The sequence below is a fragment of the Mucilaginibacter sp. NFR10 genome (genome assembly GCF_900100445.1).
Classification (GTDB): domain Bacteria; phylum Bacteroidota; class Bacteroidia; order Sphingobacteriales; family Sphingobacteriaceae; genus Mucilaginibacter; species Mucilaginibacter rubeus.
In genome coordinates, this window is the sequence record NZ_FMTV01000004.1 from 527,794 (window position 1) to 540,546 (window position 12,753).

10 protein-coding genes are annotated in these 12,753 nt (G+C 42.1%); 9 read left to right on the plus strand and 1 reads right to left on the minus strand.

Annotation, left to right across the window (positions count from 1 at the left end; all coding sequences use genetic code 11):
* The first annotated feature begins 92 nt into the window (after positions 1-92).
* The 6 genes from BLP33_RS16725 (at position 93) to BLP33_RS16750 (ending at position 4,432) form a co-directional block, all read left to right on the plus strand.
* Positions 93-770 carry a tetratricopeptide repeat protein gene (locus BLP33_RS16725; RefSeq protein WP_090530982.1) on the plus strand — a complete coding sequence of 226 codons (678 nt, stop codon included), beginning with the start codon at positions 93-95 and terminating at the stop codon, positions 768-770.
* A 158-nt stretch (positions 771-928) separates the two neighbouring features.
* Positions 929-1,423: a 6,7-dimethyl-8-ribityllumazine synthase gene (ribH, locus tag BLP33_RS16730; protein WP_090530985.1), complete on the plus strand. Its 495-nt coding sequence runs from the start codon at positions 929-931 to the stop codon at positions 1,421-1,423.
* Between the two features lie 229 nt (positions 1,424-1,652).
* Positions 1,653-1,982: a bacillithiol system redox-active protein YtxJ gene (gene ytxJ / locus BLP33_RS16735; RefSeq protein WP_090530987.1), complete on the plus strand. Its 330-nt coding sequence runs from the start codon at positions 1,653-1,655 to the stop codon at positions 1,980-1,982.
* A gap of 160 nt (positions 1,983-2,142) precedes the next feature.
* Positions 2,143-3,024, plus strand: a complete 882-nt coding sequence (gene lipA / locus BLP33_RS16740; protein WP_090530990.1) for a lipoyl synthase — start codon at positions 2,143-2,145, stop codon at positions 3,022-3,024.
* Between the two features lie 48 nt (positions 3,025-3,072).
* A complete protein-coding gene (locus tag BLP33_RS16745; RefSeq protein ID WP_371328324.1) occupies positions 3,073-3,600 on the plus strand; it encodes an RNA polymerase sigma factor in 528 nt (175 codons plus the stop codon).
* Position 3,601: 1 nt separating this feature from the next.
* Entirely contained in the window at positions 3,602-4,432 is an 831-nt protein-coding gene (locus tag BLP33_RS16750; protein ID WP_090530995.1) for an anti-sigma factor, read from the plus strand.
* 345 nt (positions 4,433-4,777) lie between these two features.
* Here BLP33_RS16750 and BLP33_RS16755 read toward each other — a convergent pair whose 3' ends face one another.
* Positions 4,778-6,283 carry an NAD(P)H-hydrate dehydratase gene (locus BLP33_RS16755; RefSeq protein ID WP_090530998.1) on the minus strand — a complete coding sequence of 502 codons (1,506 nt, stop codon included), beginning with the start codon at positions 6,281-6,283 and terminating at the stop codon, positions 4,778-4,780.
* A gap of 300 nt (positions 6,284-6,583) precedes the next feature.
* On the opposite strand from BLP33_RS16755, the gene BLP33_RS16760 reads away from it, so the two are divergent.
* From BLP33_RS16760 to BLP33_RS16770, 3 genes are all read left to right on the plus strand, one after another.
* On the plus strand, positions 6,584-7,519 hold the full coding sequence (locus BLP33_RS16760) for a hydrogen peroxide-inducible genes activator (RefSeq protein ID WP_090531001.1): 936 nt from the start codon (positions 6,584-6,586) through the stop codon (positions 7,517-7,519).
* Between the two features lie 314 nt (positions 7,520-7,833).
* Entirely contained in the window at positions 7,834-10,248 is a 2,415-nt protein-coding gene (locus BLP33_RS16765; RefSeq protein WP_090531004.1) for a TonB-dependent receptor, read from the plus strand.
* Between the two features lie 87 nt (positions 10,249-10,335).
* Positions 10,336-12,750, plus strand: coding sequence for a TonB-dependent receptor (locus BLP33_RS16770; protein ID WP_090531007.1), 2,415 nt, complete (start codon positions 10,336-10,338; stop codon positions 12,748-12,750).
* Positions 12,751-12,753: the final 3 nt, after the last annotated feature.

A 12,753-nucleotide genomic window follows, 5' to 3' on the forward strand; every position in this document is an offset into this window, starting at 1 on the left:
ACCATGAACCACTCTCTTTAAAGATTTAATACAAAAGGTATTGCCAGTAAATTTGAAAACCGTATTTTTGCAAACTTAATTTTAGAACAACAATGTCAAAAACCCAGGCGAACACCAAAATTGCAGCACCAGAAAACAATTTTGGTCAGAGTGGCAAATTTGTACGCGAGAACCAGAAAAGCTTACTATTTATTGTAGGGGCTATTATTGCCCTTATTGCTATTTATTTCATTTACATTAAATTATACTTAGGTCCACGTGAAGTTACTGCCGCTAACCAAATGTACAAAGCGCAGGATTTTTGGCAGCAAAAAAACTGGGACAAAGCCATTAAAGGCGATGCCGGTTTCCCTGGTTTTGAAAAGATCATCAGCGATTACAGCAATACCAAAGCTGCTAACCTTGCTTATTTTTACTTAGGTACAGCTTATTTAAATAAAGGTGACTACCGCAAAGCAATTGATAACCTAACCAATTACCGCGGCGACGATAACATGGTAGCAGCCGAGGCTTTTGGCAGCACAGGCGACGCTTATGTTGAACTGAAAGATTACGAAAAAGCAGAAACTTATTTCAGCAAAGCTGCTGATAAAGCAAAGAATAAATTTTTATCGCCGCTTTACCTTAAGAAGTTAGGTTTAACTTATGAGGCTCAAAAAAACAATAAAGAAGCTGCTGAAGCTTATAAAAGAATAAAAACCGAATATCCTGAAAGCGCTGAGGCTCAAAATATCGACGAGTATATAGCCCGCGCCGAAGCAAAACAATAATTTTAATATCGGATTTGAGAATTTCGATTTCGGATTTATCAGGTTTTAAATACCTTTAAATTCGGAATCGATTTTTTTTATAAGCAGATTTTGATCGTCGATCACAAGGCTTAACAAATCCGAAATCGAACCTTCGAAATTCCCAAATCCGAAATCAAATGGCTACCCATCTTAAAAACCTTTCCGACTTTTCGAATACCGAAATACCATCAGCAGCACCGTACCGCTTCGGTATAGTTGTGGCCGAATGGAATGCCGAAATTACTAATGCGCTTTACCAGGGTGCATACAAAAGCCTGATAAGCAATGGCGCACTGGCCGAAAACATTTTTTCATACCAGGTACCGGGCAGCTTTGAACTTACATCGGGAGCAGAGCTGTTATTAAAAAAAGGCAACCTTGATGCTGTAATTTGCCTGGGATGTGTAATACAGGGCGAAACAAGGCATTTTGATTTTATTTGCAACGCGGTAGCAAACGGAGTAAGTAATGTTGCCGTAAAATACTCAAAATCTGTTATATTTGGTGTTTTAACTACTGATAATCAGCAACAGGCCATTGACAGGGCCGGCGGTAAACATGGTAATAAAGGCGACGAAGCGGCCATCACGGCCATTAAAATGGCAGCCCTTGCTGAAACATTAAACAGTTAAAATCCGTTAAAGCAATTAATTTTAGCTCAATATGAAAAAATTAGTTTATATAGCACTTATAGCCGCGGCAGTTGCAACAGCATCATCCTGCTCAAATAAATTATGCCCGGCTTACGGTTCATATCCTAAAACAGGCCGTTAACAGTTAATTGTCATTTTTAAACCTGTTTAAACACACTACACAGTTTTTGTGTTATAATTACGTTATAGCATTTTAACTATTAATAATATGAACTGGATTTCGTTGGAGACGGCCGATCAGCTAATGGCGATCAAACAACAAGAAGGCTATAGCCTTATATTTAAACATAGCACACGCTGCTCCATCAGCATGATGGCCAAAAGGCGTTTTGAGCTTGACTGGGATAATCTTCCCGAAAATATGCCCCTTTACTTTTTAGACCTGATCAAATACCGCGACCTGTCAAACCAGGTAGCGCAATTGTTCCAGGTACACCACGAATCGCCCCAACTGTTACTCATTAAAAATGGTGAATGCATTCTTGACCAGTCTCACAGCGGCATCTCCGTTGACGAAACTTTAGAAGTGCTGATTTAGATTTTGTTCATGGATCATAGTTCATGGTTCATGGGTTCATAAAGTATTTTTAGTATTAATTACGTTGCTGCAAATGCTGATGATCATTTTGCAGTCATTTGCTGCTACTATGAACTATGAACCATTCCCCATCAACTAAATATTTAACTACATTTGTACCATGATTGAATTGCCGGTAGTTCCTGCTGTTAGCCAGCCTGTACGTAAGCCTGATTGGCTTAGGGTTAAGCTTCCTACAGGAAAAGAATATGCTCACGTACGCAGCCTTGTTGATACTCATAAACTGCATACCATATGCGAAAGCGGTAACTGCCCTAATATGGGAGAGTGCTGGGGTGCCGGCACGGCCACTTTCATGATCCTTGGTAATATTTGCACCCGTTCGTGCTCGTTTTGTGCCGTTGCAACCGGCAGGCCTTTAGCTGTTGATGTTGATGAGCCAAACCGCGTAGCAACTTCTGTAAAACTAATGCAGGTAAAACATTGCGTTATTACGTCCGTCGATCGTGATGATTTGAAAGACGGCGGTTCCATTATCTGGGCCGAAACCATCAATGCCATTCGCCGTGAAAGCCCCGATACTACTTTAGAAACCCTGCTGCCCGATTTTAAAGGCAACTGGGATAACCTTGCCCGCGTTTTGGAAACCAGGCCCGAAGTTGTATCACACAACCTGGAAACTGTAAGGCGCCTTACCAAAGAGGTGCGGATCCAGGCAAAATATGACCGCAGTCTTGAAGCCCTGAAACATATTTCGGAAGCAGGCTTGCGTACAAAATCAGGCATTATGCTTGGCTTGGGCGAAACCGAGGAGGATGTTTTAGAAGCAATGGATGATTTGCTGGCTGCAGGTGTTCATATACTTACGCTGGGGCAGTATTTACAGCCTACACGTAACCATCATCCGGTGATTGACTGGATCCATCCCGATCAATTTGCACGTTATAAGGAATTTGGCCTTCAAAAAGGGTTCAGGTATGTTGAAAGCGGGCCGCTGGTGCGCTCATCTTACCATGCAGAAAAACACTTGTTTGAAATGTGATAATTCCTTTATATCTTCATCGGGTTGAGTAAGAAACGAAAAATATCGATGTCGGAAGAAGAACTGGTGTTATCATTGCGGCACCGGGAAAAAATTGCCGTCGAAGCTTTATATGATATGTATTCGACCTCCTTATTCGGGGTAATATCACGCATTATAAATGACACCACTATAGCCGAAGATGTTTTACAGGAAACTTTTGTAAAAATCTGGCATTCCTTTTCAAGCTACAATATTGAAAAAGGCCGTTTATTTACCTGGATGGTTAATATCGCGCGCAACCTTGCAATAGATAAGACCAGATCGAAAGATTTTAAGAATCAGAATAAAAACCAGGATATTGAAAATAACGTAACTTTCATTGACGAGCAGAGAAACACGGTTTATAAACCTGAGTTAATGGGTGTTAAAAATTTAGTGCAAACACTAAAACCCGAGCAAAAACTGATCATCGAGCTGGTTTATTTTAAAGGCTATACCCATGTGGAAGCTGCCGAAGAATTGGGCATTCCGTTGGGTACCGTTAAAACCCGGTTAAGAATGGGTATCCAGGAACTCAGAAAACATTTTAATTGAAGTGGAAGATTTAAAAGCATATATTGAAACAGGGATACTGGAGCTTTACGTATTGGGGGATGTTACCCCTGCCGAAAAGCTACAGGTTGAAGAACTGGCTTCAAAGCATCCCGGTATTAGGGCTGAGCTTAACGAAATTGAACGCTCAATGGAACTGTATGCCGGAGAAAACGCGATTGAACCATCTGAACATTTACGCAGCCGTATATTAGGAAGCTTACTTACTAATTTTGGCGACGATAATGACTTTCCTACACAAACCCATACCGAACGGGAAAAAGTTGTGGTTACACGGCCACCCGACAAACAAAAAGAAATTAATTTTTATAAATATGCATTTGCCGCATGCCTTGTTTTATTGTTAGCAAGCGCGGTGGCTTTGTATAATCTTTACAACCGCCTTAATGATACCAATACCCGTCTAAATGCTATGCAGTTGCAAAACCAGCATTTTAGCACTACCGTTAGCGCAAAGGACAACGAGCTGAGCCTTTTAAGAGATACCTCATATAAATTGATCCGCCTGAAAGGAACTAAAAAATCGCCTGAGTCGGTGATGACCGTAGCCTTTAGCCCATCCAAACAAAAAGTGGTGATTGACCTGGAAGGCCTTAAATTGCCTGCAAATGACCAGGCTCATCAATACCAGCTTTGGGCACTGGTAGGCGGTAAACCTGTTGATCTGGGTGTATTTGACGCAACGGCAGATTCAAGCGGATTCAAAAATATGAAAGCCATAGCCTCGGCCGATGCCTTCGCGGTAACTCTTGAGCCAAGAGGTGGCAGTGAAAGTCCAACACTATCGCAAATGGTGGTAATGGGCAAATATTAAAGCGAAAAAGGCCTCCCAGGGCTCAATAATGATTAAAAGCTTACATTTTTTGGGAATAAATCCGAAAAAATGTAAGCTTTTCGATTTTTATACGTTAATTACTTGTATTTTGTGTAAACCTAAACTACACTGGTTTAATAATTTAACATTTTTTTAACGAAAACCAAAACCAATTATTAGTTTTTTTGTAACTAATAGGAACGTGCAAACGTCTTATGATTAGTTAGGACATAAACGAGAACCAGTGAACCTGATAAACCTAACTCCCGGATTTGAGTATTTAGTTCTTTATAAGATCAGTTAATAGTTAATTAAAACGGCTGTATGATACTTGCAGCCGTTTTTTTATGCCCTTAACTTTGCCATAGTAACAGGCAATTGTGCAATAAGCTTACCGGGTAAAACAACATGCATCCGGTTTGGCAATGCGAGTTCATCGCCGGCCTTACCGTGAATATAGGCACCAATGATGCAAGCCTGATCCGGCGGATACTTTTGCCCAAGCAACGCAGCTATTACGCCGGTAAGTACATCGCCCATACCTCCGCTTGCCATAGCAGCATTTCCTGATGAGTTAAAAAAAGCTTTGCCATTGGGTGTAGCGATGATGGTATAATCATTTTTCAGCAAGATACACAGGTTTAACTCCTTTGCCTTTTTTATAGTGGTTTGCAGCCGCTGCCACCAGTTGATATGTTCACCAAAAAGCCTGTCAAACTCTTTCATGTGCGGGGTTAAGATGCTTCCCGCGGGTAGCTGGGTTAATAATGTCTTATTTTCTGCAAGCAGGTTCAACGCGTCGGCATCAACAACCAACGGTTGTTTATAGTTTTTGATGATTGCCGTTAATAATGTTAAGGCTTCGGCGTCCTTGCCTAAACCAGGTCCCACAGCTATCGAGCTAAATTTATCCCAATCAATATCAGGCACCTCATCGCCGTTCCTGACTACGGCCATAATTTCGGGCTGATAACTGTTGAGTGCGGTTAAACCACTTTCGGGGATGCATGCGGTTGTCAGGCCGGCCCCTGCGTGTGCTGCAGCTGATGAGCTTAATAGCGCTGCTCCCATGGTTTTTGCCTGCCCTGCAATAATCAGCACATGACCAAATGTGCCTTTATTGCTGAAACGATGACGTGGTTTTAGTATTTGTCTCACATCTTTTTCTTCAACAAGCTGATATGTTGAATTTAACGACTGGATAAATTTTTCGTTAATGCCAATATTCACGGCCTCCCAGCAATTGATATAAGGTGCCGATTCCGGTAACAGGAAATTGATTTTAGGCTGCTGAAAAGTAATTACAAGGTCGGCTTTTATTGCAATGGTATCCCTGGCTACCTCCCCTTCCGAAAAAAAACCTGTGGGTACATCAACAGCAACAACTATTCGGCCCAAATCATTAATGAACTTAACCAGCCGTTCATAATTGCCGGTGAGCGGTTTGTTCAAGCCGCTGCCAAGCAGGGCGTCAATAATTACCGGGCTGCTATCCGCCGGGATCTCTTCATCTTTGGCAAGTTCTTTTATAGATACGCAAGTTTGTTTTAGCCTTTCAAAATTGATGTTAAAATCCTCCGATGCCTTATCAGAAAACCGGGCTATTACAACGTTGAGCTTATTATAATGATGGTCACATAAAATACGCGCAATGGCAAGCCCGTCGCCGCCATTATTCCCTGTACCACAGTAAAAAGTTATCGGCTCGTTTTTATCGGGGAAACGGTTAACGAACCAACCCACAAAAGCTTTTGAGGCGCGTTCCATCAAATCAATAGAAGCAACAGGTTCATTAGCGATAGTATAAGCATCGCCCTCGCGAATTTGTTCGGCAATTAATAAAGGAAGCATATATCCTAAAGTAAGGATTTAATGGTTTTGTTTTAAGAGAAATTATTGGCAGAGATACCGAACTGCGGAACAAATAACAATATCCAAAAATCTGGCTGCAAAATTTATTTTAACAGAAGGACTGGCAAGCTGTTTTACAATATTTAAGTGCCCGTTTACGGGACTTTAGTTTATTAGAAATGTGGGTATTTAACATCTTTTTTGATTTCATATTAGTTGCATTTATAATCCAGCCTTGCGAAATATTTGAATAGATAAAATCAATATTTATTACCTTTACATAGCATTTATCTATATTACATGACTATCACACAACTGGAGTATATTGTGGCTGTTGATACTTATCGCAGCTTTGTTTTGGCAGCCGAAAAATGTTTTGTTACCCAACCAACATTAAGTATGCAGGTACAAAAACTGGAGGATACGCTTGGCGTTAAGATCTTTGACCGAAGCAAACAACCCGTTGTGCCTACCGAAATAGGGATTGAAATAATTACCCAGGCACGTGTAATGCTGTCTGAGAGCGAAAAGATCAAGGAAATTATATCCGACAGGCAAAAGGAACTGTCGGGCGAATTACGGGTAGGCATTATCCCTACCGTTTCACCCTATATATTACCCAAAATCATCCATGGCTTTATTGAAAAATATCCGCAGGTAAAACTGATTGTATGGGAACAAACTACCGAAGAGATCATTCAACAGCTAAAACTTGGTATGCTTGACTGCGGCATCCTTTCTACCCCGCTTCATGAAAACAACCTTACCGAAATCCCTGTATTTTATGAAAATTTTGTAGCCTATGTATCCAAAAACAGCAAACTTTCTAAAAAGAAAAATATTGTGCCGGATGATATAGATATGGAGGAGATCTGGATCCTGAACGAAGGCCATTGTATGCGCGAGCAGGTTTTAAATATTTGCCAGCGACGGAAATCAACCCGTGGCTTTCAGCATTTTGAATACAATACCGGCAGCGTTGAAACCCTAAAACGCATGGTCGACCAAAATAACGGGGCTACCATCCTCCCCGAGTTGGCTCTGTCTGAGCTTACCGAAAAGCAACTGGACAAGGTGCGCTATTTTAAATCACCCGAACCTGCCCGTGAGGTAAGCATTGTGATACAGCGCAACTTTTTAAAACGCCGCATGATTGAAGCACTAAAAGCTGAAATCCTGGAATTTGTACCAAAGCGGATGAAAAGCAAAAAGAAAAAGGAAGTGATGGATATTTAGTAATTGCTTATCTATCTACCAGACTCACGAAGTTTGGGAGGACTTCGCAAGTCTTCATTAGATGATGACAGCCTTCAGGATTATAGAAGGAACCCGTTTACATGATTCTTAAATTTAACTACTCTTTTTCTGAATAATTTCGGTGGTATTGCTTTGACAATCCCTTACCGGATTAGCAATTTTCCATTCTTATATCCGCAAGCATCTGAACAACAGGTACATTAAGTGTACTATTTAGATTTATTATAAATAATTTGCATTATAACACCTGCCTGACTACTTTTGCGCTATTATTTATATTTAGTCTAAATAAAATGGATCAACCCAAACCATCATTCTCAAAAATCTTTTCACTTTCATTTATAGTGCTACTTATAGGCACCATCCCGGCCCTTGCCCAGCAAGCCAGAGGCATCCTTAAAGGTAAAATTGTCACCATAAAAAATGGGCCTGCCGAAAACGTTTCGGCAGTACTTAAAGGCACCAGGTACGGTACCATAACCGATGAAAACGGCTTATTTGAAATTAAAGCCCCGCAAGGAGATTATATACTTGTAGTATCTGAAGTTGGCACAAAAGGACAGGAAAAACCAGTAACCGTAACAGCCGGGCAAACAACTGTGTTGCCTGTTATTACTGTTGATCATACTATTCATGGTTTGCAGGAAGTAAATATAAATGCTAATAAAACCAATAAATTTAAACGTTCACGAAGCGAGGATGTTGCCAAAATGCCTTTAAGCAACCTCGAAAACCCACAAGTTTATAATACCATAAGCAGCCAGTTGATGCAGGAACAATTGATATTTTCTGTTGATGACGCTATAAAAAATGCCCCTGGGATCCAAAAAATGTGGGAAGCTACCGGTCGTGGCGGCGATGGCGGCGCTTATTATAATAGCAGGGGCTTTATTGTACAAAGTACCATGCGTAACGGCATTGCAGGGATTATAACTAATGGCATCGACGCGGCTAACATCGACAGGATTGAGATTATTAAAGGCCCCTCCGCTACTTTATTCGGAAGTTCTTTAACCTCATATGGCGGCCTGATCAACCGTGTTACCAAGAAACCTTATGATACATTTGGCGGAGAAGTGAGCTTATCTGGCGGCAATTTTGGTTTTTACCGGGGCAGCGCCGATATTAACACTCCGCTCGATAAAGATAAAAAGATACTCTTCCGTTTAAATACTGCTTTTAATCATGACGGTAGTTTCCAAAACAACGGCTTTTCGCGGAATGTGGTTATTGACCCAAGCATTGTTTATAAGGCTTCCGACAGGTTAACCATTAGTGCCGATGCTGAACTGTCATATGGTACCAATATCGGAAAATCTATTTTCTTTTTCCCTTACGGACAAACCATCGATGCCCTGGGTTACAGTCGTGCCGATCAGCTCAAGCTCGACTACAAACAAAGCTATCATGGAAATGACCTGACTCAAACGTCACAAAACAGGAATTTTTATGGCGAAGTAAAATACAAGATCTCCAACGCCTGGACAACACGTACCAACCTGAGCCTCACCCATAGCTATTCGAACGGCTTTGGCCCTTACTACTACCTGTTGCCAGGCGATTCTATTTCCCGTAACGATCAGTCAACCCGCAAAAGTAAAGATGACATGATCGAGATCCAGCAAAACTTTAACGGCGACTTCAAAATAGGTAAATTCCGTAACCGGTTTGTAGGCGGCCTGGACTTCTTCAGGGAAAACTCGCAGCAATATTTTTTTGGCAGTACGCTCGATACTATATCTGTAACCGGCAATCAAAACTACCGCAATTTCAACAAAGCGGCTATGGACGCCCTTTATGCTACCGGCATTTATGGTTTTACCTACCCTTCCATGTTTAAACGGAATACCTACAGCGCTTATATCTCTGATGTGTTTAATATTACGGATCAACTGATAGCATCGGCAGGTTTACGCGTAGACAGGTTTGACAACAAAGGCAACTATGACCCAACAACTCAAACCACATCCGGGGCATATAAGCAAACCGCCTTTTCGCCAAAATTTGGTTTGGTTTACCAACCCGTTAAAGACCACATATCGCTGTTTGCCAATTATCAAAACAGCTTTAACAACAAAACCGGTACTACCGAAAACAACCAACCGCTTAAGCCTGAGCAAGCCAATCAAATTGAAGGTGGCGTAAAACTTGACCTCTTCGATGGTAAATTGAGCGGTACGGTAAGTTACTATGATATCAAAGTGAAAAATATCGTACGTCCTTCCACCATAAATCCCATTCTTTCGGTACAGGACGGAACCCAATACAGCAAAGGTTTTGAAGCCGAAGTAATAGCCAACCCAATAATTGGCCTTAACATCGTAGCAGGTTTTTCATATAATGATTCAAAGCTTACCAAAAGCGCCGATGCCGGCGTTGAAGGTCTTCGGCCAGCAACCGCCTCATCGCCATATCTGGCAAATTTTTGGATAAGCTACAAATTTCATCAAGGTGCAGTGAAAGGTTTTGGTCTGGGTTTCGGCGGCAACTATGCCAGCGATAATAAGATCGTAAACAGCCGGGCCATTGGGGTATTTACCCTGCCGGCTTACACCGTATTAGGAGCATCAGCATTTTATGATACTAATAAATACCGGTTTGGTGCTAAGCTTGACAACCTCACCAATGAAAAATACTGGATAGGTTACACCACCATTAACCCTCAAAAACTAAGGAGTTTTGCATTAAGCGCAACCTATAAATTTTAAAACAGCCATTAAATAAAAAGCAGGAGTGTATTAGCTCTTTCCTGCTTTAAGTTAATAACCCTGTCATTCCTGTTAATCCTGAATAAAATGTCCAGATTCATACACTCTTTCTATAAATTTCCTCCTCTTTTATTATGGGCAGTTTTGCTGCTCTTCAATATAAAACCCGCGCTGGCCGAGGTAAAGCCCGGCACCATAACCGGCACGATCACAACGGCCGATGGCCAAACCGTTCCCGGTGTAACCGTAAGCCTTAAAGGTAATGGGATATCTGCCGGCACAGTTACCAGCGAAAGCGGAAGGTTTACCTTTAACAAGGTAAAACCGGGCAGCTACACCATCAAAGTAACGTTTGTGGGCTTGGCTTCTGAAGAAAAAGCAGTTGAACTGGCCGATGGACAACGCGTTACCGTAAACTTTATGCTGCGCGAAAATGCCAACCAGATTGGTGAGGTCTTAATTTCGGGCAGGAAACAAAAATATAAGATCGACGACCCCTCACCCAGCCTGAGGTTAAACGAGCCTTTACTTGAAGTGGCACAAAATATCCAGGTGGTATCTTCCGACCAGATCAAGGACCAGCAGATCTTTAATATGCTCGAAGGCGTATCGCGCAATGTGAGCGGCTTAACCATGCAGGAGCATTGGGGCAATTATGCCCGTGTAAATGCCCGTGGCGACAGGCTTGCACCTTTCCGCAACGGTATGAACATCGAAGCTACCTGGGGCCCGCTAACCGAGGATATGTCATTTGTTGACAGGATTGAATTTGTAAAAGGCCCTGCTGCATTCATGCTGGCCAACGGCAACCCCTCGGGTTTTTATAACGTAGTTACCAAAAAGCCTACCGGCACTACCAGCCAGGTATTCAGTTTTACTGCAGGCAGTTTTAACAGCTACCGTGCCACTACCGATTTTGACGGCGTACTTACTAAAAACGGTAAACTGCAATACCGCCTCAACCTGATGGGCCAGCTTTCAAAATCATGGCGCCCGTATGATTTTACCAACCGTACGGCTATCGCTCCCGTATTACGCTACAAATTCGACAGCAAAAATACCCTCACTGCCGAGTATACCTACCAGTACCAGCGCATGAATGCCTTTGGTACCGCCTACCTGTTCTCCACTGATGGCTATGCAACACTGCCGCGCAACTTTACTAACGCGCCTTCAAATTCGCCATCATCGGGCATCCGGGACCAAAGTGCGTTTTTAACTTATGAGCATACCTTTAACAGCAAGTGGAAAGTTACCGCGCAGGGTGCTTATTTTTATTATAAGCAAACGGCATATAGCTATTGGATAAACAGCATCAGCAGCAACGGCGATGTTGACCGTAACCTTGGTTTATGGGATGCTGTTAACAAAAACAAATTTGCCCAGGCTTTTTTAAACGGCGAATTTAATACAGGCAAAGTTGTTCACCGCCTGTTAAGCGGCCTTGATATTGGCGACAAGTACTACATTCCGGATTATTTTCAATCAGGCTCGCTTGATCCTGATCCCGCAAACCCTTTCAATATCCACAATCCAAATAATGGCCCTGTTACTTTACCTGTATTTGATAGATCGGTGCCACTTAGCGAACGTGGTAAAAACGCTGTAAATACCGAAAAATATCAATCAATTTATGTACAGGATGAGTTGGGCTTTTTTGATCAGAAATTGCGTTTAACTGTAGCTGGTCGTTACACCCATGCCACTACAACCGATCCTTATGCCGGCGATACCAAAGGGCATAAATTTACGCCCCGTTTTGGGTTAAGTGTTAACATTGATCCTACTACAACTGCTTATGCGGTATATGATCAATCATTTGTGCCGCAAACAGGTAAAATATACGGCGGCCAAAAAGTTAAGCCTATTACAGGCAACAACATGGAGCTTGGTTTAAAACGCGACTGGTTTGATGGAAAGTGGAATACTACCTTATCTGCTTACCAGATCCTTAAAAACAACCAGTTGGTAACCGACCCCGACAAACATGGTGAATCTGCAGCAAATTACGTTTTGCAATTAGGTCAAACTAAAACAAAAGGTGTTGAATTTGATGCCCGCGGCGAAATCATAACCGGCCTCAGCCTGATGGTTAACTATGCTTATACCGATTCGAAGATTTCTAAAGATACCGACCCTGCAAATGTTGGCAATCCTGTTCCCGGCTTTGCAAAACATGTTACCAATGCCTGGTTAACATACCGTTTACAGCACGGCAGCTTAAAAGGTTTGGGCTTTTCAACCGGATATCAGTGGCAGCTTGACCGCCTGCCATGGAGCCTCGGCACAGGCACTTCTGATCTGCCAAACTACTTCCGTTTAGATGCAGGCGCATCCTACCAGATCAAGAAGATGAGTTTTGCGTTAAATGTAAATAACGTGCTTAACAAATACCTTTATTCAGGCGGTCATGAGGGGTTGAGTACCGACGGCAAAACTGTTTACAGCTGGCAGGCAGAAGCACCAACAAACGTACGTTTAAGTATCGGCTACAAATTTTAATGA